A 19,534-nucleotide genomic window follows, 5' to 3' on the forward strand; every position below is an offset into this window, starting at 1 on the left:
ATCCTTCCTGCTTGTCGCGCCGGTTCCCACCCTCTAGGCGCGCCTGCAAACATGCCTTTTGGCCGACTTTCTGGAGACGCGAACATGTCCGAACTCGAAACCGCGATCGAAGCCGCCTGGGAAGCGCGCGACACCGTCACCCCCGCCAGCGCGGACGTGCGCAAGCTCGTCGACGAAGCGCTGGGCCTGATCGAATCGGGCGCTGCCCGCGTCGCCGAGCCCGACGGCAACGGTGGCTGGAAGGTCAACCAGTGGCTGAAGAAGGCAGTGCTCCTCTCGTTCCGCCTCAATGACAACGCCCCCGTCGCTCACGGCGCCGGCGGCGCGCCCGCGTTCGACAAGGTGCCCGTGAAGTTCGACGGCTGGGCCGAGGACGACTTCCGCAAGGCCGGCTTCCGCGTGGTTCCGGGCGCCGTCGCCCGCCGCGGCACTTTCATTTCGAAGGGCGTCGTGCTGATGCCGAGCTTCGTGAACATCGGCGCCTACGTTGGCGAAGGCACCATGGTAGACACCTGGGCCACCGTCGGTTCCTGCGCGCAGATCGGCAAGAACGTGCACATCTCGGGCGGCGTCGGCATCGGCGGCGTGCTTGAACCGCTGCAGGCCGGCCCGGTCATCATCGAGGACAACTGCTTCATCGGCGCCCGTTCGGAAGTGGCCGAAGGCGTGGTCGTCGGCGAAGGCGCGGTGATCTCGATGGGCGTGTTCCTCGGCGCCTCCACCAAGATCGTCGACCGTGCAACCGGCGAAGTCCACATCGGCAAGGTTCCGCCCTACTCGGTAGTCGTTCCCGGCTCGCTGCCCGGCAAGCCCCTGCCCGACGGCACCCCCGGCCCGTCGCTCTACTGCGCCGTGATCGTCAAGACCGTGGACGCGCAGACCCGCTCGAAGACCGGCATCAACGAGCTTCTGCGCGACTGATCCAACCGGCCGCAACGCAGGAACAGCCGAAGGGGCCGGATGCCAGCGCATCCGGCCCCTTCGCGCATCTGTGCCCTGCTGCACGGAACGGCCCCGGCCATGAGGCGTTGACCTGAAGCAGCCGGCCCGCGCCGGCATGACGGGAGATGCAGGCATGGAGCGACCGGGCGAGGAAATTCATATCGACAAGACCGATGCGCGCGCCGGTTCGGCGCCGAACGTGATGCGCTATGTCCTGCTCGTCAGCCTGGCGCTGGCGATCGTGGCGCTTTCCGCGATCTGGATCACCGGATCGGTGCAGGCCCCCCAAAGCACCGGCGGCGACGCGGATACCGCGGCAGCCGTGCGGGACGGAGAGGCCAACCCGCAGGACCAGCCCGGCGCCCAGGCCCCGGATGCGCCGCAACTTCCACCCTCCCGCTGATCCATGAGCGGGCTTGACCGCTTCGTCGAGGCCCAGCGGCGGGACTACGCCGCCGTCACTTCGGAACTCGCGCGCGGGGTGAAGCAAAGCCACTGGATCTGGTACGTCTTTCCGCAGCTTGCCGGCCTCGGATCAAGCGAGACCTCGCGGTATTACGCGCTCTCCGGGCTCACGGAAGCACGAGCCTATCTTGCCCATCCGCTGCTTGGCGCCCGGCTTGGCGAATGCACCGATGCAATGCTCGGCTGGGCAGGAGAGCGCAGCGCCTCTGCCATACTGGGCGAACTGGACGCGTTGAAGTTCGGCAGTTCCATGACGCTGTTCGAGGCGGCCGGCGGCGGCGAACGCCATGCCCACGCCCTTGATGCCTTCTGCCAGGGCCGCCGCGACGAGCGCACCCTGCGCCTGCTCGGCCTCGGCTCCTCATCGAGGGATTTACCCTAGGCCCGACACCCGCTTCCTTGCGGGAACTCCGGGCGTGCTGACGCGTTATCTTTTCCGGCCCGTAATGCAATGTGGCCCAGACGCCGCCGGGCCGACGGGAGAGCCACCATGCAACGCATTGGCGATGAAGTTCATCTGGACGAGGACGAGGCGCGCTCGGGCAGTACGCCCCATATCGTGCGATACGTCCTGATCGCGAGCCTGCTTCTCGCCATACTGGCCATGTCGGCAATATGGATTTCGCGGGCATGGTGGGATCAGGCCCCGCCGCAGGGACATCCGGTCACGGCGGAAGAGCACGCCCTGGGTAGCTGATGCCCAGCGGGCCGTTCGCACCGCACATTGCCCGGCCGCACATTGCCTGAAAGTCACGAAAGGTTGACAGCCGCGGCAGCTTGCGGTGATCTCCTCTCCGGACACTCCGCGCATGCATGCCGATCAGGGCTTGCGGGAACGTGGGGGCCGAAGCGCCCGATTCCGGGTGGAGAGAGGAAATCTGGATGGGACCGGATACCGAATATGCTGAATCGCGCGTGGCCACGGTGCAGGGCAATGCACCGGGCAACAGTCATGCGGGCACGTCGCCCAAGCTGTCTCACATGCTGATCGCGATCTTCGCCATTTTCATCATGGCGATCTCGATCCTCTGGTTCTCGACCAGCCTCTGGCAGCGCCCCGGCGTGGAGCAGCCGATCTCGGCTGGCCAGCAGGCACCGATCGAGGAGAGCCGGATGGGGCATTAGCCCCTAGAAAACCGTAGGCGATTCGATCGGCGGATCGCCGCGGTGGGCGGCCGCATATGCCTCGGCGGCCTTCATCACGCGCATCATGTTGCGGCTGGCGATCTTCTCCAGATCCGCCTGCGAATGGCCCCGCCGTGCGAGCTCGGCGAATAGCGCGGGATAAGTGGAAGCATCATCCAGCCCCGCTACCGTGGTCTCCACGCCGTCAAGATCGCCGCCGAGGCCGACGTGATCCACGCCCGCCACCTTGATGACATGTTCGAGATGGTCCGCCACGTCGCGCAGCGAGCCGCGCGGCATGGGGTGCGCGTGCTCCCACGCCGCCAGCGCCGCATCGGCCGCCGCCGGATCGCCCACGTGGAGCGAAGCCAGCCGCGCCTTCTCGCCGGCCCTTTCCGCCTGCCATTGCCGCGTGGCCTCCACCACGTATGGCGGATAGAAATTGACCATGACGATCCCGCCGTTCGCCGCCAGCCGCGCCAGCACGTCATCCGGCACGTTGCGGGCATGGCCGTTCACCGCGCGGGCATTGGAATGGCTGAAGATCACCGGCGCCCCGGCTACATCCAGCGCATCGTTCATCGTCGCCGCGCTGGTGTGGCTGAGATCGACCAACATGCCGATCCGCTGCATCTCACGCACCACGTCCCGCCCGAAATCGGTAAGACCGTCATGAGCGGGTGCATCGGTGGCGCTGTCGGCCCAGGCCGTATTCCGGAAATGGGTGAGCGTCAGATAGCGGGCGCCCAGCGCATACATCTGCCGCAGCACCCCGAGCGACCCGCCGATCGAATGGCCGCCCTCCATGCCCAGCAGCGAGGCGATCCGGCCCGCCTTCATCGCCTTTTCGACATCCGCGCTGCTTTGCGCAAACTGCATCGCGCCGGGATTGGCCGCGATCAGCCGCTTCGCCACGTCGATCTGCTCCAGCACCGCCTGTACTGCGTGCGGTTCGTCAAGCTCGGCAGAGACGTAGACCGACCAGAACTGCGCGCCGACCCGGCCCTTGCGCAGGCGCAAGAGATCGGTCTGCATGGCGGCGCGTCCGTCGCCGGCCGTGTTCGCGGTGTCGCGGAAGTCGAAGCCCGCCAGCATGTCCTTGCGGCGATCGCGCAATTGCTCGGGAACGTCGTTGTGCCCGTCCCACACCGGCGCGGCGCGCAGTGCGGCTTCGGCCACCTGTTCGGGAGAAGGCGCCGCGATAGCGCCCGTCGCCCAGATGGAGGCCAGCGCCGCACCTGCCAGCCAATATCCCTGCCGCATCGTCATTACCCCTGTGAACGATCTGCGCGGCAGGAGAATCGATCACGCATCCGCGCGCAAGAGGCTGACCGGGCTTTTACGACATTTCCCGAAAGTGCGATGCGCTGAGGAATGCGCCGAGAAATGCAATGAGCCGCCGGCGGAAGCGTGTCCCGAGCCCGACACCGAGTATCGTGCTCACGCCCCGGACCGATCGTTCGCCCCCCGACGACGATCTTTCCCAAGCACCGGCGGCTCCTGTCAAAAATGGCGCCGAGACGCCATTCTCTAACTCGCGATGCTACGTTCGTGGGCTGGTGTATTCGTCAATGCGGGCCGCAATGACAGAGCGTTTCAGAAATTTAACAATCCGGGGCGGGAACCCCGGACAGAGGCCGCCCCAAGGCATCGCCGGAGCGGGTTTCACGCCAGTTCCCGCGAACGCTTGATCCACGTGAAACGGCAGCCTAGCCCTTGGAAATGGGAGAGTTCGACTACATCGTCGTGGGCGGCGGCAGTGCGGGCTGCGTGCTCGCCAACCGGCTGAGCGCCGATCCGCGAAACCGCGTCCTGCTGCTGGAGGCCGGCGGCAAGGACGACTATATCTGGATCCGCGTGCCGGTGGGCTACCTCTACTGCATCGGCAACCCGCGCACCGACTGGTGCCTCTCCACCGAAGCGGAAGCCGGGCTCAACGGGCGCACTCTGCGCTATCCGCGCGGCCGGGTGCTGGGCGGCTCGTCCTCGATCAACGGCATGATCTACATGCGCGGACAGGCTGCCGATTACGACCACTGGCAGCAGGCCGGCAATGCCGGTTGGGGCTGGGACGACGTGCTCCCCTATTTCCGGCGCGCCGAAGACCATTACGAAGGGGCAAGCGAATTCCACGGCGCCGGCGGCGAGATTCGCGTGGAGAAACAGCGGCTGCGCTGGGACATCCTCGAAGCCTTCCGCGAGGCCTGCACGCAGCAGGGCATCCCCGCCGTGGCCGACTTCAACCGGGGCGACAACGAGGGTGCGGGGTTCTTCCAGGTCACCCAGCGCCGGGGCTGGCGGTGGAGCGCCTCGGACGCCTTCCTCAAGCCGGTGCGCAGCCGCGCCAATCTCAAGGTCGAGACCGGGGCCCTGGTGGACCGGGTGATCCTGGAGCAGGGGCGCGCCGTGGGCGTGGCCTACAGCCTCGGCGGCGGCGAGGCTCGAGTGGCGCGTGCGAGCGGCGAGGTCATCCTTGCGGCCGGAGCGATCGGCTCCCCGGCGATCCTCGAACGCAGCGGCGTGGGCGATGCGCAGCGGCTATCGGCGCTCGGCATCGCGCCCGTGCAGAACCTGCCCGACGTGGGCGAGAACCTTCAGGACCACCTGCAACTGCGCTGCGCGTGGCGGGTCTCCGGTGTCGCCACGCTCAACCAGCGGGCGGCCAATCTTTTCGGCAAGGCGCTGATCGGCATGGAATATGCCCTGCGCCGCAGCGGGCCGATGGCCATGGCCCCGAGCCAGCTCGGCGTCTTCACCCGCAGCCATGCCCGCTACGCGACGCCGAACCTCGAATATCATGTGCAGCCGCTCAGCCTCGAGGCCTTCGGCGGCGCGCTCGATCCCTTTCCCGCCTTCACCGCCAGCGTCTGCAACTTGCGCCCCGAAAGCCGCGGCTCCACCCATGTCGTGGCTGGAGAGGCGGCAACGGCGCCCAGCATCCGGCCCAATTATCTCGCCGCCGAGGAAGACCGCGCGGTTGCCGCCCAGTCGATCCGGCTGACGCGCGAGATCGTGAACCGCCCTGCCCTCGCCCGCTACCTGCCGCAAGAACTGCGACCGGGTGCGGACTTCGCCAGTGAGGAACAACTGCGCGAGGCTGCGGGTGCGATCGGGACGACGATCTTCCACCCCGTCGGCACTGCGGCCATGGGCCGCGTGGTCGATCCCGCGCTGCGGGTCATGGGGGTTGGCGCGCTGCGGGTGATCGACGCCTCGGTCATGCCCACGATCACCTCGGGCAATACCAATGCGCCAACGATGATGATCGCGGAAAAAGGCGCGGAAATGATCCTCGCGGACCGCCGCGCCTGACGGCCCGGCCCTGTTTCAAACCAACAACGTTTCAAACCAACAGCGTTTCAGGCCAGCAGCGCGCGGGTCCGCGTCACGACCTCGACCAGATAGTCCCGCGCCGCCTCCACGCCGAGCGCGGCCTGCGGCAGCGAAAGGTCCAGGCCAAGCGTCTTGCCGCGCGGCAGGGCGTCGACGAATTCGCGCAGGGGCAATTCGCCCTCGCCCGGAATGAGGCGGCTGTCCCGCGCTTCCGAAGAGGGGGCTCCAGTTCCGTTGAGCGCAGCATCGCAGAGCCGGACATGCCCGATCAGCGCTGCATCCAGTTCGGCCAATTCGCGCGCAGCACCGCCGGAACGGAAGAAATGCAGGGCATCCACGGTCACGCTCACCCGGTCCCCGCCGATATGCCGCACCAGATCCAGCGCGCCCTTGAGGTTTCGCACGGTCATGCCCGGCGAAAACTCGAAACCGAAGTCCATGTTGCGCTCCCGCGCCATTTCCGCGAAGCGCGCCATGGTGTCGAAAGCGCGATCCCGCTCCAGCCCACCGTCGCGCACGCCGATCCGGCGCGTGCCCAGTTCGGCGAATATATCCATGTCGGCAGCATGGTCCTCCGGCGCTCGCAGATTGTCGCCCTCACCGATACTGACACCGATATCGGCACCGATCCCTTCGCCCAGCCCGATGCGGATCGCGGCATCGGCCAGCGCCGCCTTCACCTCGCGCCGCAGCCCGGCATCCTCGCGCAGGGACCAGGCGGGATAACCCTGCGGCCCGGGCGCCTGCTCAAGGTTCATGGAAACCGCCTTGCATCCCAGTTCGGCGGCCAGCCGCACGTGTTCGACCGGGCCCATGCCCGCAACCGTGCGCATGTCGATGCCGAGAGGATGGGGCATGATCGAATCCTTGAACCTGTTGAGGGGTTGTGAAGGCGTCCTGAATAGCCTTCATTGGGGTAGCCGCGAACCCTTCATCAGACGAAAGGCCACGATGACACCCCCTGTCGCCGAACCGAACGGAGAAGCCGCCGAACTGATCGCCCGGCTCGGGCTCAAGCCTCACCCCGAAGGCGGTTGGTACGGCCGGACCTGGACGGCGCCCGTGACCGCGGCTGCGCTGGCCTCCACCGCGGAAGGCGGGCGGCCGCTGGCCACCGCCATCCATTTCCTGCTGGAAGCCCACCAGCGCTCGCACTGGCACCGGGTAGACGGGGAGGAACTGTGGTTCTGGCACGCCGGAGCGCCCATCGCCCTCTCCATCGCCCCGGCGGACACCGGCCCGGTGCAGCGCCATGTGCTGGGAGGGCATCTGCTCCGGGGCGAAGCGCCGCAACTGCTCGTTCCCACCGGGCACTGGCAGGCTGCTGAGCCGCTGGGCGGCTGGGCGCTGGTAAGCTGCGTGGTGTCGCCGGGCTTCCACTTCGGCGGTTTCGAACTGGCCGCGCCCGAATGGGAGCCCGGCCAGACGGCATCCGGGTGAAGCGAGGCGGGCCGATGATCCAGCGCCGGTTCACCCGACGGAGCAGCCCCCTCCTTCGCTGACCTTTGCGCCATCGGGCTTGTACCAGGTGGCGATCGGCCCGGCCTTTTCGTCGTAATAGCAGACCGAAGTGACCTCGTTCGTCGTCGCATCGACGTGGACGGCGTAGTTGTGCGCCCCGCAGTTGTGCAATTCGCACCGCGAGGCGGCAATGTCGTTATCCTTGCGCAGGACCGGGCCGACCGGCCCCTCCATCGCCGCGATAGCCCCGGCCACGCGAGGATCGGTGACGGCACGGGTCACGCCCTCCTGCACCTTGGGGTGATCGAAGAAGCCGTACGCACCCACCTTGTCGAGCGGATACTTGCCGACATAGACCGAGAGACTGTCGGGCGCGCCGGAGTCTACCGCCTCGGTCGCCTCGACGGCGGCGGGCGAAGCATCTTCCGACATGGTCGGCGAAATGGTCGGCGAAGCGCCCGGGCCGGGCTCAGCGCCGCCCTTGCAGCCCGCCATCAGGACAAGCACGGCGCCTGCCACCGCCACACGCCAGTTTCGATTCCGCATCGGGCTCTCTCCTTCGCCGCTGTGATCGGCTTCGATTCCCGGCGGAGCATCCCTCTTTCCCGGGGCGGCGGCAATAACCTAGCCGCGAATGGCAGGCCGCAGGCGCATCGCGAAGGAAATGACGAAGGGCCAGAACAGTGTGGCGATCACGTCGCCGATCGTGTCGTGCCAGGACCAGGAGCCATGGGCGAGCCGGTCGATATATTCGTTCCCCAGTTCCGCCAGCACCACCACGGCGAGCGGCCAGTTCGAGCTGAGCTTCTTCTTGAGGAGTATCGCAGTGAGCAACCAGATCGTCAGCCCCGCATAAGTGTGGGCGAACTTGTCCGGCGCGGGACACTGGGCAACGATCCAGGTGATCGCGCGCTCATACTGGTGAACGAATTCCATGCTTCCTTATGCTGCGGCGCATCAATCCGGTCCAGCAGGCGGGCGGCATAAGTCACGTTCATTTCGGGAAATATCAGGCCGAACGGCATCAAGGCGCGACGGACTGTGGCCCGACGCGCCTTGACCTTCTCCCTTTCCCTCGGCCTTGGCGTTTCCGCCCGGCATTACTCCCTGTTGTCAGGCCAGCTTGCGCTGCAACCTGACGAGTGCGTGATCGATGGCGTCACGCGCAGTATCGTCCACTGTCCCTGAAACCACACGATAGACGATCCGCCCTTCCGCCAGCGAATAGGCCACTGTCGCCATGCCATCGTTGAAGCTGGCAACGTACAGCGCCGGTTTGCGCTGGATAAGAGCGAGATCGTCCGCTCGGGGAACCAGGGTATCCCGCATGAAGTAAGCACCCGTCATCTCATCGGACGACATTGCGGCAGTATCCGCGCCGTTCAGATCGCCAGCTTGGCGACCCGTATCGCTGGCCGAGCCTACGCCCGACCAGGCCACGGCAAACAGGACAAGTCCAGCCTGCAATGTTGCCAGGAACTTCTCCATGACAGCATCCTCTTCCCATGGACGATACCCTCATTGTGGTCCGTCCTTATTGTTGGTCATGCATAGCAGCCGATCAAAGAAATCGGAAGCGATCATTGGCCGTAACCCGCGCAATTCCGATATTTTGCACTGCGAAAGGAATTCGTCATGCCTCGTGATCTTGCCAAGACCCTGACCTACCTGTGCCTTCATCTGACGGTGGGCTTCACGGTTGCCTATGCAATGACGGGATCGCTGGCGCTTGCGGGTGGTATCGCGCTTGTCGAACCCTGCATCAACGCAGTAGCCTTCTGGTTCCACGAGCGTGCCTGGAAGCGGGTCGATGCTGCATCCGCTAACGTGGAAAACGTGGCCGCAAGGGCGCTTCACCCCGCCTGAGCACCGGATCGGTCCTCGCCGCTTCGCGAATCGGGAACAGGTCCGGGCCGGCCGCGTTGGCCGATCCGAAGCATACCCCCCTTCTGCGAACACTGGAAAAGGACACCCGGATGACCACGAATTCCGCTTCCGCCCGTTACCTCGGCCTCGGCAAGGAGGGCAAAGGCGCGATCACCACGCGTTCCGGCGTCCTCAGCGAACAGCCCTACGGCTTCGGCACCCGCTTCGAAGGGCAGCCCGGCACCAACCCGGAAGAACTGATCGCCGCCGCGCATGCCGCCTGCTTCACCATGGCCACGAGCTTTGCCCTGGCCAAGGCCGGCTATGCGGACGGCACGCTCGACACCCAGTGCACCGTGACGCTCGACAGTGCCGACGGCGGCTTCGCCGTCACCAAATCGGCGCTCACGCTCAAGGCCAGCATTCCCGGGATCAGCGCGGAAGAGTTCGAGAAGCTGGCTGACGAAGCCAAGGCCGGCTGCCCGATCTCGAAACTTTTCAACTGCGAGATCACCCTCGAAAAGTCGCTCGAAGGCTAGAACTCCGATCCCGTCCCTGCCATGGCGGGCTTCCCAACCGGAAGGACCACCATGGCAGGCGACGACGAGGATTACGTCTACGACGAGGAAAGCGGCGAATGGCTGCCCGCATCGGAACTTGCGGCGAAGCGCGCCGCCGAGAATGCGGTCGAGGTGCGCGATGCCGTCGGCAACCTTCTGGCCGATGGTGACCAGGTCACGCTCATCAAGGATCTCGAGGTAAAGGGCGCCGGCCAGACGCTTCGGCAGGGCACCCTCATCAAGTCCATCCGCCTGACCGGCGATGCCCAGGAGATCGACTGCAAGTATCCCGGCATCAAGGGCCTCGTGCTGCGCGCCGAGTTCGTGCGCAAGCGATAAGGCCCCTCAGGCGATCGCACCACGGAACAGCCCGCGTTTCCCCGCGTTCAACCATAGCGAGAGGGAAAGCGGAGAACGCCATTGCCGATGTCGACGAATGTTCTGGGTGCGATCGCCGCCGCCGTTACCCTCGGCGCTCTGGCTGGCGCGTGCCTGCCTGCCGGTACGGATACGGGTAGCGGAGATTCAACCAGCCCGGATTCGCAAGTTGCCGGCACCGATGGTTCCGGCGCCCGGGCCGGGCGGCAGGCTCAGGGCCTGCCCGCAGCCGAGCCTTCACCGCCGATAGGCGGCTGACGATCGGTCCAGGCGCAGCCGCTGCGCGTTTCTTCCCCGATCTTCAGCATGGCCACGAAGGGATAGCGGCGATCCGACATTCCATCGCTGCAAGAGCCCGCCGTAATCGCCAGCGTCATCTGCACGCCCTTCGCCTCACCATTGAACGATAGACCGCCACGGCCCGCGAAGCGGCTGACCTCGATCACATCGCCGCCGGGATTTTCCGGCGTGGAATAGGTCATCCGGGTTCCCGAGACATCCCCGCCCCAAAACGGCTCGGTCCCGGTGAAGCGAACGTGATCTTCCGCCGAAATGGCATGAAACGGCGCGTGATCGTCAGCGTCGCCAGGCATGTCCTTCGCATGGTTGCCGCCATGGCACCCGGCAAGGACGATGCTCGACATCAGGCCAAGCGCGATACGCTGCAGGGCAGCACGGGTCACTTCCATGGCGCGATATCTATCGGCCCACCGCAAAAGACGCAATCGCCGGCCTTCGCAAACCGCCCCGACATTCGGCCTCTGAGATGATTCGGCCGAAAGAGAACGCCGGTCCCATGCGGAATCGTTGAAATTTTCGGCTCCGAGAACGCCGGGCTCATTTTACGATAGCGCTAACATCATCACTTGGCGGGGAATTTTCAGCAGATGCAGTAAACGCAACACCGGTGGCAAGTAATTCCATTGCGACGATGGTGCGAGATAGCGATGTTGCACCGCAACAAGATAAGAGGTGCCCGAGGCAATCTCCTATCCCCTACAAAGGACATTGCCATGCTGAAGACCGTTTTCGCCGCCGGCGCCGCTTTCGCCGCCCTTGCCACCACCGCCGCTCACGCTGAAGATCCCCGCAGCTTCTCGCACGACGGCGTGCACTACAACTACACGACCGAGCAGAAGGGCAAGGTTACCGTGATCGAAGGCATGGCCTCGGGTCAGGTTCCCTTCCGTCTCTACGTGAGCGGCAACCGCGTTACCGGCACTTACAACTCGCGCAACGTGAACTTCCGCCTCGCCGACGCCAAGGGCGCTCTGGCTGAAGCGGCACTCTCGGGCCAGTAAGTCTCGGGCCACCGAAGAATTGGGGCGCCTTCCTTCAGGGAAGGCGCCCTTTTTCGTGCGTGCTCTCAAGCCTGAAACTCTAACCCGCTACCGGGTCAATGGCGCTTCTGGAGGACGTCCTCGTGCCGGACAAGGCGGATCTCGATCCCGTCTCCCTGTTCCACGCCATGCTTGGCGGCGATGTTCTGGCGCATTTCCGCAATCGCCGCCTCGTCCGCGCCCGCAGGAAGCTGGTAGCGCGCCAGGATCATTCCATCGTCCACGTCCACGACGCTGAAATGGCTGGAGATGCACGATGCCGCCAGCGCATCGAGATCGAGCCCGTCGGCCAGGTTCCACCTGTCCCCGCCGCGTGATCGAATGCGCTTGCGGCAGTAGCGGCAGGTGCAGACCAGCGTGCCGTCGTCGTCCCGCTCGCGCCGCCCATCGGGCTCGTGCACGCGCGTGAACCAGCAGGGGGTCAGCGAGTAGGCGTCGGTTCGGTTCTTAAACATGCATTCACCATGTCACCCGGGAATGACCGAAACCTTGCGTTTCTGCCCCGTATCTTCCCTCATGCATTCACCTCACCGACATGGCGGCTCGTTTAGTCCTATAGTGGAAGGTGAGGCAGGCCATGCCGTTGGAGTTGAAATGGGTTTCGGAAAGTGGGTTCTGGTTTTGGTTGCCGGCGGCGTCGGTGCGGGCATCGTCGCCGCAGGGATGACCACCGGGAAAATGCAGAAGTTCCCCGAGGACTATGCGCTCTCCGGCTCGCGCGGTGCCAGGCACGATGATGGCGACTATGCCGCAGGCAGCAGGGCCGACCGCGAGGATTACGCCTTGTCCGACGAGCAGATGCCCGGCCCTCGCGACTATCCCGGCGAGGAGGAAGGCGACTACGCCGCTTCCGACCATTCCGGGTTCGGCCCGCCGCGCGGCCGGATGGTCATCCTCGACGGTTCGGGCTGGGCAGAGGACGACAGTGCCGCCCCGTCCCGCCGCCACTGGCGCGGTGACGAGGATGACGAGCGCATTTACGCCGAGCAGGGCCGCCCCTTCATCGCGCCGCAGCGCTCCTTGGCGCAGCCCGGCCCGCGCGCCTACGCGCCGCAGCCTTCCGCCCCGCAGATGGGCGCCCCTGCCCGTCCCGCTGCGCCGCCTGTCCGCGATTCCGCCGCAGATGCCGCCGCCCGCGCCGCCGGAGCGGCCGCCGATGTCCTTGCCGCCGAGCGCGAAGGCGCCTGATTCAAGCGGCCTGACTCAGGCGGTCCGTCTCAAGCCAGGGTCAGGAATATCTCCGCCTCGATCACCCATTCACCGCCCAGTTCGCGCCACTTGGCGGTGTAGGTGCCCGAGGCCGTCAGCACGTCGGAGGTGCTGTCGATCCCTTCCCAGTGGCCATGCTCCATCGCGATCGGTTCCACCGGCGAGACCGTGACCTCCTTCGGCGTGCGGGTGTAGACCAGCCGCGCCGTCCCAGCGAATTCGCGCCGCCAGACCTTCACCTGCCCCATCCGGCCCGAGATCAGCGCGCTGTCGGTGCCCGTGACCATCACGCAATCACGCGCGAGGATCGGACCGATGGCGGATGCATCCCCCTCGGCAATGGCGCGGTTGAACTTTGCCCGGCGGGAGCGGATGGCAAGCTCGGCCCCGCTCACGCCTGTCGCTCCGCGCGCACCGGATGGGCGGCATGCTCGCCCACCACCGTTGCCCAGCGTCTGACTGTCCAGCGTTCGACGATGCCCTCCGTCACATAGGGATCGGCCCTGGCGAAGGTCTCCGCCACCTCGGGCCCCGCGCCCGCGAAGAGCAGCAGCGCCATGTCCACCGGGTCCTCCACCGCGCCGCCCAGCACCAGTTCGCCGCGCTCAGCCGCGGCCCAGGCCAGCGCCAGATGCGGCTCCCGGAACTGCGGCCGGCGCTCCAGATAGTCCGGCGCGAGATGGTAGGTCAGCAGATAGTGATTCATCGCGGGCGTCTCTCGTGCTTCGAAGTGAGGCCGCCGGGTTTACACGAAACGCACCGAATGTGTCGCGCCACCTTGTCATGCCCACACCCCCGCGCCAAACCGGCCGCAAGCGCGGTCGAGCCGCGCCATCAGCCGCAGAAGCGCGGAATCCCGGGTCATCGCCCACGCTTACCGGAGCGGCGGGGCTGTAGGAAAATGGAGAGCCGCCCAAGGCGCTCAGGAACAGCCCTCGACATAACCCAGCACCGGCATCGTGCCGACGTGGATGAGCTTGACCTTGCCATCCTGCCCGATCTCGAACCGCAAGGCCGGATCGCCGCTTCTGGCATTGGGCGCGGTGAGGTACTTCGCCGGGGCGGGTTCATACTTGTGCGGCTCCTCGCGGAAGCCCGCGAACCACTTCTTCACGTCCGCCTCGCTGGAGCCGACGCCGATCCCCTCGACCAACCTGACCTCGGATCGCTGGCCGAGCGTGATGCGCCGGACCTTGCCTTTTTCCACGATGGCATAAACACCCGGATAGTCCGGCGACGTCACCGTGCGGCAGGCATCGGACGCCTGAGCACCGCGCTCCGCCCAGGACGAGCCGGCGGGTACCGCCTCGCCGATCCGGAGATCGCCAAGCCCCTCCAGCGCCAGCACCCTCGCGCCGGCAGCACCATCGGTGGGCGCGGCGAGCGGCGCTTCGGAAACGGTTTCGTCCGGCAGGGCGGAAGATGTCGCCGCTTCGCTAGCCTGCTCGGGCGCCTTCGCAGGCTCGGACGAACAGGCTGCAAGAGCGACGGCGAGCACGGAGGCGGTGAGGAGGTTTTTCATGCCCGGAACAACGAAAAGGATAGCCCCGTTGTTCCGCAAAAAAAGGCGCCCCGGATTGCCGGGGCGCCTCTTGCTGCGCTGGCACCGCCCGTAAGGATACCATCCTGCCGGGCGCGCCTGCCGGGTGCGCCTTATTGGGCGTGATCACCCGACGAAACCGTCGCAACCGCCGGCGAGGTGCCCTGCGAGACGACAGCGCTACCCGGAACGACAGCGGCCTGCACCGGCGCCGGGGCGAGACCGGCCGCCTGGAACTGGATCGGCTCAGCCGTATAGGCCTTCAACTGCATGCCGTTGGGAATGACTGCGGACTTGCCGGTCACGAAGCCCGCGAACACGCCTACCGCAAGCACGGTACCGAGGGTCGCGGCGGTATTGCCCTGTCCTTCCTGGCGATGCTTGCCCTCGATCACGACGCGGCGGCCGCCGATCTCCAGCCACTCCATGGTGACATCCATCTTCGCAGACTTGCCGAACGCCCCCTTGCCGGTCCGCCACGTGATCTTGCCCTGTCCCCGCGTGCCCTTGGGGATGACCACATAGCCGTTCATCATCACGTCGTAGACCGTGGTGATGGTGAAGACGTCGCCCTCACGCATGGACTTCGAGGACACCTCGCTATTGGGCGTCACTGTCAGTTCCGAATTGGCCGGCAGCGTGAGAGAGCCTGCCGGGGCTACCGACAAGGCGGGTTGGGCGGCAACGACCGCCGAACTGACAGCCTGCTCCGCCGCCAGAACCGGACTGGCAGCCGTCATCGCCGCCGCAATGGCGGCGAGGCTCGTGAATTTCATGATTTCCCCCGTTTCAAATCGGCCACGACAGGCCGATTCTCAAGCAGCTAGAACAATGTTGGCGGCTGGAAAAGCAGTGCCGCGACAATGGCCGGTGAAATTCCTGTAATCGTTCACACCGGCCTGAAGACTATCCGCCCCTCGGGTTATGACCGGCCGCGCGATTGTCAGCCCTGAATGACCGCCCATTCCACAAATGCGACCAGTAGCCAGTTGAATAGCAGTGCGCCTGTCGTGAAGATCTTCCAGCCGGAGGAAGCCTCGGACATTCCTCTTCCGAAAGTCCAGCGCCAGATCCCGACGCTCACGAGCGCCGAGGTCAAAAGCGTATAGGCCATGGGCTTGCCCAGCAGCAGGACGAACAGGAACAGCAGCAATCCGACTTGCGCGAACCAGGCCCCGGCAAACCAGACGATCGGAATGGGACGATAATATCCAACAGGCATGAACGTGCCCATGTCGGAATACTGCACGACCTGCTCAGCCGGCCCTACATATTCGCCCCTTGCTGCTTCTTTCTCCATAACGCCCCCTTCGCGATGAAATCATTTGCCCTTTGGCATCATTATCGAAGGCAAATGATCTTGCGAAGTGGTTAGGCGCCTTGCAGTTTCCCGATCAACGCCATCGCCGCTGCGGGAGCCCGCTCCTTTGCGCCGTTTATGAAGAACATGAACACGTCGCGTCCGGCTTTCGACCAGTCCTGCGCGCGCGCCGCCCAAGGGCTCAGTTCGGCGTCGGGATAGCCTTGCTCGATTTCGGAGCGGGCATTCTGGAGGCGGACGTAAAGGAACGGGCCTGCCTCGGCCGCCTCTTCGAAAACCGGGTACTTGGGGCTGTCGGCAAGGATGACGGCGACGCCGGCCTTGCGGGCGAGGTCGAGGAAGGCCGGGTCGCGGAAGCTCTCGTGGCGGGGCTCGATGGCGTGGCGCAGGGGCAGGCCCTCGTGCTTGTCCGGCAGCAGGGCCAGGAACGCGGCGATCTCGTCGGGATCGAATTGCTTGGTGGCGGCGAGTTGCCAGTTGATCGGGCCGAGCTTGTCGCCCAGTTCGACAAGGCCCTGCTCCACGAAATTGGTGACGCTCTCACCCGCTTCGCCCAGGTTCTTGCGGTTCGTGCAGTAGCGTGAGCCCTTCAGCGCGAACCTGAACCCGTCGGGCACCGTGTTGCGCCACTTGGCGAAGCTCGCAGGTTTCTGGCGGCCGTAGAACGTGGCGTTGATTTCGGTGCCGGTGAGGTGCTGGCCCAGATATTCCAGCTCCCGCGCCCTGGAGACGCCCTTGGGATAGAAAGTCTCGCGCCAGGGATCGTAGCTCCAGCCGCCGATGCCGACGTGGATCTCTCCCGGCGCCTTCGCGGTCATGGGGTTTTCTTCCGCGAGAGGCGGCGGCGGTTGGCGGTCACGCGCTTGCGATAGTGGCGAACGGCCTTGTGCGCGGTCTTCTCGGGAGAAGTCAGCCCGCCCATCGCCAGCGATACCGCCAGTTCGGCGTTGGCCTGCAGCTTTTCGGTGACCATCAGCACGTTTTCGCGATTGCTGCCTCGGCCGGTCATCATGTCGGTTGTGCGCATACCCATGACCATCATGGATTCGGCCCAGAGCCAGTAGCTGTCGTGGGCGAGTTTCATCCAGTCGCCATTGGCATTGCGGGACATGCAGGAACCCTTCGTAATGGAGAGCGACCCTAGCAGCGCAATCGATTCCCGCGAAGGGGAATTGGTGGGAGCGGAACCGCCGTCCCGGATTCGATCCGGGACGGCGGTTTCCAGGTCAATCGTGCTCGCGGTCTCCGGCGCCCATGTAAAGCTCGCTGCCGGTTTCCCTGAACACCTTGCTCATTTCGGCCATCCCCGCCTCCGCTTCGGAAATGGCGAGCATGCCCCCTTCTTCGGCGGCGATGAAGCCGGTCGAAGGCTGGTTCTGCTTCGCCGCGAAGTCCCGCACTTCCTGGCTGATCTTCATCGAGCAGAACTTCGGCCCGCACATCGAGCAGAAATGCGCGGACTTGGCGCCTTCGGCCGGGAGCGTCTGGTCGTGGTACTGTTCGGCCGTGTCGGGATCGAGGCTGAGGTTGAACTGGTCGCGCCAGCGGAATTCGAAACGGGCGCGGGACAGTGCATCGTCGCGGACCTTGGCGGCCGGGTGCCCCTTGGCCAGATCGGCGGCATGGGCGGCCAGCTTGTAGGTGACGACGCCGACTTTCACGTCATCGCGGTCCGGCAGGCCAAGGTGTTCCTTGGGCGTGACGTAGCAGAGCATCGCCGTGCCGTACCAGCCGATCATGGCCGCGCCGATGCCGCTGGTGATATGGTCGTAGCCCGGCGCAATGTCGGTCACCAGCGGCCCGAGGGTGTAGAACGGCGCCTCGCCGCAGGCCTCAAGCTGCTTGTCCATGTTCTCCTTCACCTTGTGCATCGGCACATGGCCCGGCCCCTCGATCATCACCTGAACGTCCTGCGCCCAGGCGCGCTTGGTGAGTTCGCCCAGGGTGTAGAGTTCGGCGAACTGCGCCTCGTCATTGGCGTCCGCGATCGAGCCGGGGCGCAGGCCGTCACCGAGCGAGTAGGCGACGTCGTAGGCCTTCATGATCTCGGTAATCTCGTCGAAGCGTTCGTAGAGGAACGATTCCCTGTGATGGGCAAGGCACCACTTGGCCATGATCGAGCCGCCGCGGCTGACGATGCCGGTCACGCGCTTGGCGGCGAGCGGCACGAACGGCAGGCGCACGCCGGCGTGGATGGTGAAGTAGTCCACGCCCTGCTCGGCCTGTTCGATCAGGGTGTCACGGAACACCTCCCAGGTCAGGTCCTCGGCAATGCCGCCGACCTTTTCCAGCGCCTGATAGATCGGCACGGTGCCGATCGGCACGGGGCTGTTGCGGATGATCCATTCGCGGGTGTCGTGGATGTTGCGCCCGGTGGAGAGGTCCATCACCGTGTCCGCACCCCAGCGGATCGACCAGACCATCTTGTCCACCTCGCTCGCCACGTCCGAGGCGACGGCGGAATTGCCGATATTGGCGTTGATCTTGACCAGGAAATTGCGGCCGATCGCCATCGGCTCGGATTCGGGGTGGTTGATGTTGGAGGGAATGATGGCGCGACCACGAGCCACTTCCTCGCGCACGAATTCGGGGGTTACGTAGTCCGGGATGGCGGCGCCCCAGTCTTGCCCGTCGCGCGCATATTCCTTCAGCATCGCCCGGCCGAGGTTCTCCCGCTCGGCGACGTATTCCATCTCCGGCGTGATGATGCCGCGGCGAGCATAGTGCATCTGGCTGACGTTCATGCCTGCCTTCGCGCGCAGCGGGCGTTTCACCACGTTGGGGAAGGCCGGGACGCCGCCCGAACGATCCGGGCCGAGCTGGCCGTTATCCTCGGGCTTCACTGCGCGGGCGTCGTATTCCTCGACATCGCCGCGTGCCACGATCCATTCGCGGCGCTTGGCGGCAAGGCCCGCTGCAATATCGATGGTGACGTTCGGATCGGTGTAGGGACCGGAAGTGTCGTAGACACGCACCGGCGCCTCGCCCGATCCCGGCTCAAGGCGGATTTCCCGCATGGCAACGCCTAGCGGTCCGACGTGAATCTTCTTCGACCCACGAATGGGTCCGGTGGTAACGCCGATCTCCAGCTTGGAGTTGATGTCGGCCATAAGCGATTTTCCTTCGGCTTATGGACGAAAGAAAGGTCGCGACAGAAGTGTCCTGTGGCCCGCCCTTCCCTCCGCCCGTGTTAACGGGTTCAGGTTCAACGGGTCGGGCAGCGTGACCTGCCCCTCTCAGCCATTTGTTTCCGTCCGGCTTTCGGGATTCGAAAGCCCTGGGCACAAGCTCCCCGGGGATGGCGGGGACGATAGACGCGGCTTTTCCAGCCGTCTAGGGCCTCACAGACATGCCGATCATCTATCGCCTCGACGCGCCCGCCCGCGAAGTCGCCCGTGCCATGGGCGCCGAAGCCGGTGACGATCCCTGGCCCGGCGGTTCGGTTTCAGGCGGCGGATTCGCGCCGGTGGTGACGATGGGCCGCGAGTTCGTGGCCGGGCCGCGCCCCGAAAAGCGCCTGCCGCGCCGCATGGTGCCGCGCCTCTGGGGCGTGCCGCCACCGCCCGCCGCCTTCGACCAGCGCCGCCACGGCATCCTCACCGTGCGCAATCTCGAAAGCCCGTTCTGGATCGGCAACTTGCGCAACAGCGAGTTCCGCTGCCTGGTGCCCGCCACCGCTTTCATGGAATGGGGCAAGGCAAGCCCGACAGACGGCAAGCGCCGCCAGAACTGGTTCGGCGCGGCCGACCAGCCGATCTTCGCGATGGCGGCGGTATGGAAGGACAGCGAAGTGCCGAGTTTCGCCCTGCTCACTTGCGAGGCGAACGCCGCCTTGCGGGCGGAAGGGCGCGATACGATGCCGGTGATCCTGCCGCCCGAAGCGCACGATCTCTGGTTGCGCGGCGACTGGAAGCGCGCCGCGCAACTGGTCCTGCCCTATTCCTCCTCCCTCATGACCCTGCGAACAGCGTCCTGAGCGACGGGAGAAACCGGC

General features: G+C 65.7%; 28 protein-coding genes. 13 read left to right on the forward strand and 15 right to left on the reverse strand.

What is annotated here, in order from left to right; genetic code table 11:
- Positions 1-84 precede the first annotated feature (84 nt).
- The 5 genes from dapD to ACXJ16_RS10230 all read left to right on the forward strand — a co-directional run bounded on the left by dapD (position 85) and on the right by ACXJ16_RS10230 (position 2,532).
- On the forward strand, positions 85-921 hold the full coding sequence (gene dapD / locus ACXJ16_RS10210) for a 2,3,4,5-tetrahydropyridine-2,6-dicarboxylate N-succinyltransferase (protein WP_054436475.1): 837 nt from the start codon (positions 85-87) through the stop codon (positions 919-921).
- Between the two features lie 136 nt (positions 922-1,057).
- Positions 1,058-1,345: a hypothetical protein gene (locus ACXJ16_RS10215; protein ID WP_463920619.1), complete on the forward strand. Its 288-nt coding sequence runs from the start codon at positions 1,058-1,060 to the stop codon at positions 1,343-1,345.
- 3 nt (positions 1,346-1,348) lie between these two features.
- On the forward strand, positions 1,349-1,789 hold the full coding sequence (locus ACXJ16_RS10220) for a DUF1810 domain-containing protein (protein ID WP_185998002.1): 441 nt from the start codon (positions 1,349-1,351) through the stop codon (positions 1,787-1,789).
- Positions 1,790-1,897: 108 nt separating this feature from the next.
- Positions 1,898-2,104, forward strand: a complete 207-nt coding sequence (locus ACXJ16_RS10225) for a hypothetical protein (RefSeq protein WP_054436527.1) — start codon at positions 1,898-1,900, stop codon at positions 2,102-2,104.
- 185 nt (positions 2,105-2,289) lie between these two features.
- A complete protein-coding gene (locus tag ACXJ16_RS10230) occupies positions 2,290-2,532 on the forward strand; it encodes a hypothetical protein (protein WP_463920621.1) in 243 nt (80 codons plus the stop codon).
- 3 nt (positions 2,533-2,535) lie between these two features.
- Here ACXJ16_RS10230 and ACXJ16_RS10235 read toward each other — a convergent pair whose 3' ends face one another.
- Positions 2,536-3,795 carry a dipeptidase gene (locus ACXJ16_RS10235; protein ID WP_463920623.1) on the reverse strand — a complete coding sequence of 420 codons (1,260 nt, stop codon included), beginning with the start codon at positions 3,793-3,795 and terminating at the stop codon, positions 2,536-2,538.
- Positions 3,796-4,254: 459 nt separating this feature from the next.
- On the opposite strand from ACXJ16_RS10235, the gene ACXJ16_RS10240 reads away from it, so the two are divergent.
- Positions 4,255-5,844, forward strand: coding sequence for a GMC family oxidoreductase (locus tag ACXJ16_RS10240; protein WP_185998860.1), 1,590 nt, complete (start codon positions 4,255-4,257; stop codon positions 5,842-5,844).
- A 47-nt stretch (positions 5,845-5,891) separates the two neighbouring features.
- On the opposite strand, the gene ACXJ16_RS10245 is transcribed toward ACXJ16_RS10240, so the two are convergent.
- A complete protein-coding gene (locus ACXJ16_RS10245; RefSeq protein WP_454796671.1) occupies positions 5,892-6,722 on the reverse strand; it encodes a sugar phosphate isomerase/epimerase family protein in 831 nt (276 codons plus the stop codon).
- Positions 6,723-6,816: 94 nt separating this feature from the next.
- Between ACXJ16_RS10245 and ACXJ16_RS10250 the strand changes: the two genes are divergently transcribed.
- Entirely contained in the window at positions 6,817-7,305 is a 489-nt protein-coding gene (locus ACXJ16_RS10250) for a cupin domain-containing protein (protein WP_463920626.1), read from the forward strand.
- 30 nt (positions 7,306-7,335) lie between these two features.
- Here ACXJ16_RS10250 and ACXJ16_RS10255 read toward each other — a convergent pair whose 3' ends face one another.
- From ACXJ16_RS10255 to ACXJ16_RS10265, 3 genes are all read right to left on the reverse strand, one after another.
- Complete coding sequence (locus ACXJ16_RS10255) at positions 7,336-7,872, reverse strand: hypothetical protein (protein WP_185998007.1); 537 nt, start codon at positions 7,870-7,872, stop codon at positions 7,336-7,338.
- Between the two features lie 78 nt (positions 7,873-7,950).
- Positions 7,951-8,262, reverse strand: coding sequence for a hypothetical protein (locus ACXJ16_RS10260; RefSeq protein ID WP_054436481.1), 312 nt, complete (start codon positions 8,260-8,262; stop codon positions 7,951-7,953).
- 177 nt (positions 8,263-8,439) lie between these two features.
- Complete coding sequence (locus ACXJ16_RS10265) at positions 8,440-8,814, reverse strand: hypothetical protein (RefSeq protein WP_054436482.1); 375 nt, start codon at positions 8,812-8,814, stop codon at positions 8,440-8,442.
- A 147-nt stretch (positions 8,815-8,961) separates the two neighbouring features.
- Here ACXJ16_RS10265 and ACXJ16_RS10270 point away from each other — a divergent pair, with 147 nt between their 5' ends.
- From ACXJ16_RS10270 to ACXJ16_RS10280, 3 genes are all read left to right on the forward strand, one after another.
- Positions 8,962-9,192 (forward strand): DUF2061 domain-containing protein, encoded by a 231-nt coding sequence (locus ACXJ16_RS10270; RefSeq protein WP_054436483.1) that lies wholly within the window; start codon positions 8,962-8,964, stop codon positions 9,190-9,192.
- A gap of 110 nt (positions 9,193-9,302) precedes the next feature.
- A complete protein-coding gene (locus ACXJ16_RS10275) occupies positions 9,303-9,731 on the forward strand; it encodes an OsmC family protein (RefSeq protein WP_054436529.1) in 429 nt (142 codons plus the stop codon).
- A 51-nt stretch (positions 9,732-9,782) separates the two neighbouring features.
- On the forward strand, positions 9,783-10,091 hold the full coding sequence (locus ACXJ16_RS10280; RefSeq protein WP_054436484.1) for an alkylphosphonate utilization protein: 309 nt from the start codon (positions 9,783-9,785) through the stop codon (positions 10,089-10,091).
- 251 nt (positions 10,092-10,342) lie between these two features.
- Here ACXJ16_RS10280 and ACXJ16_RS10285 read toward each other — a convergent pair whose 3' ends face one another.
- A complete protein-coding gene (locus ACXJ16_RS10285) occupies positions 10,343-10,819 on the reverse strand; it encodes a COG3650 family protein (RefSeq protein WP_054436485.1) in 477 nt (158 codons plus the stop codon).
- A gap of 324 nt (positions 10,820-11,143) precedes the next feature.
- Here ACXJ16_RS10285 and ACXJ16_RS10290 point away from each other — a divergent pair, with 324 nt between their 5' ends.
- On the forward strand, positions 11,144-11,431 hold the full coding sequence (locus ACXJ16_RS10290) for a hypothetical protein (protein ID WP_054436486.1): 288 nt from the start codon (positions 11,144-11,146) through the stop codon (positions 11,429-11,431).
- 95 nt (positions 11,432-11,526) lie between these two features.
- Here the strand turns inward: ACXJ16_RS10290 and ACXJ16_RS10295 are convergent, their stop codons facing one another.
- The gene (locus tag ACXJ16_RS10295) at positions 11,527-11,925 is read right to left on the reverse strand and encodes a hypothetical protein (protein ID WP_054436487.1); all 399 of its coding nucleotides are present in this window, start codon (positions 11,923-11,925) and stop codon (positions 11,527-11,529) included.
- A 139-nt stretch (positions 11,926-12,064) separates the two neighbouring features.
- Between ACXJ16_RS10295 and ACXJ16_RS10300 the strand changes: the two genes are divergently transcribed.
- Positions 12,065-12,658 carry a hypothetical protein gene (locus ACXJ16_RS10300; RefSeq protein ID WP_324698165.1) on the forward strand — a complete coding sequence of 198 codons (594 nt, stop codon included), beginning with the start codon at positions 12,065-12,067 and terminating at the stop codon, positions 12,656-12,658.
- Positions 12,659-12,687: 29 nt separating this feature from the next.
- Here the strand turns inward: ACXJ16_RS10300 and ACXJ16_RS10305 are convergent, their stop codons facing one another.
- The 8 genes from ACXJ16_RS10305 to thiC all read right to left on the reverse strand — a co-directional run bounded on the left by ACXJ16_RS10305 (position 12,688) and on the right by thiC (position 18,650).
- Positions 12,688-13,074, reverse strand: a complete 387-nt coding sequence (locus ACXJ16_RS10305; protein WP_185998011.1) for a YybH family protein — start codon at positions 13,072-13,074, stop codon at positions 12,688-12,690.
- On the reverse strand, positions 13,071-13,385 hold the full coding sequence (locus tag ACXJ16_RS10310) for a YciI-like protein (RefSeq protein WP_324698163.1): 315 nt from the start codon (positions 13,383-13,385) through the stop codon (positions 13,071-13,073). Before ACXJ16_RS10310 ends, ACXJ16_RS10305 begins: the two co-directional genes overlap by 4 nt.
- A 216-nt stretch (positions 13,386-13,601) precedes the next feature.
- Positions 13,602-14,201 (reverse strand): hypothetical protein, encoded by a 600-nt coding sequence (locus ACXJ16_RS10315; protein ID WP_324698161.1) that lies wholly within the window; start codon positions 14,199-14,201, stop codon positions 13,602-13,604.
- 131 nt (positions 14,202-14,332) lie between these two features.
- On the reverse strand, positions 14,333-14,995 hold the full coding sequence (locus tag ACXJ16_RS10320) for a hypothetical protein (RefSeq protein ID WP_132469915.1): 663 nt from the start codon (positions 14,993-14,995) through the stop codon (positions 14,333-14,335).
- 167 nt (positions 14,996-15,162) lie between these two features.
- The gene (locus ACXJ16_RS10325) at positions 15,163-15,519 is read right to left on the reverse strand and encodes a hypothetical protein (RefSeq protein WP_324698158.1); all 357 of its coding nucleotides are present in this window, start codon (positions 15,517-15,519) and stop codon (positions 15,163-15,165) included.
- Positions 15,520-15,590: 71 nt separating this feature from the next.
- Positions 15,591-16,358 carry a DUF72 domain-containing protein gene (locus ACXJ16_RS10330; protein ID WP_324698157.1) on the reverse strand — a complete coding sequence of 256 codons (768 nt, stop codon included), beginning with the start codon at positions 16,356-16,358 and terminating at the stop codon, positions 15,591-15,593.
- Positions 16,355-16,651 (reverse strand): hypothetical protein, encoded by a 297-nt coding sequence (locus ACXJ16_RS10335; RefSeq protein ID WP_054436494.1) that lies wholly within the window; start codon positions 16,649-16,651, stop codon positions 16,355-16,357. Before ACXJ16_RS10335 ends, ACXJ16_RS10330 begins: the two co-directional genes overlap by 4 nt.
- 115 nt (positions 16,652-16,766) lie before the next feature.
- Positions 16,767-18,650 (reverse strand): phosphomethylpyrimidine synthase ThiC, encoded by a 1,884-nt coding sequence (gene thiC / locus ACXJ16_RS10340; protein ID WP_324698155.1) that lies wholly within the window; start codon positions 18,648-18,650, stop codon positions 16,767-16,769.
- Positions 18,651-18,889: 239 nt separating this feature from the next.
- Between thiC and ACXJ16_RS10345 the strand changes: the two genes are divergently transcribed.
- A complete protein-coding gene (locus tag ACXJ16_RS10345) occupies positions 18,890-19,516 on the forward strand; it encodes an SOS response-associated peptidase family protein (RefSeq protein WP_132469918.1) in 627 nt (208 codons plus the stop codon).
- Positions 19,517-19,534 lie beyond the last annotated feature (18 nt).

The sequence above is a fragment of the Novosphingobium sp. TK71 genome, from assembly GCF_055361505.1.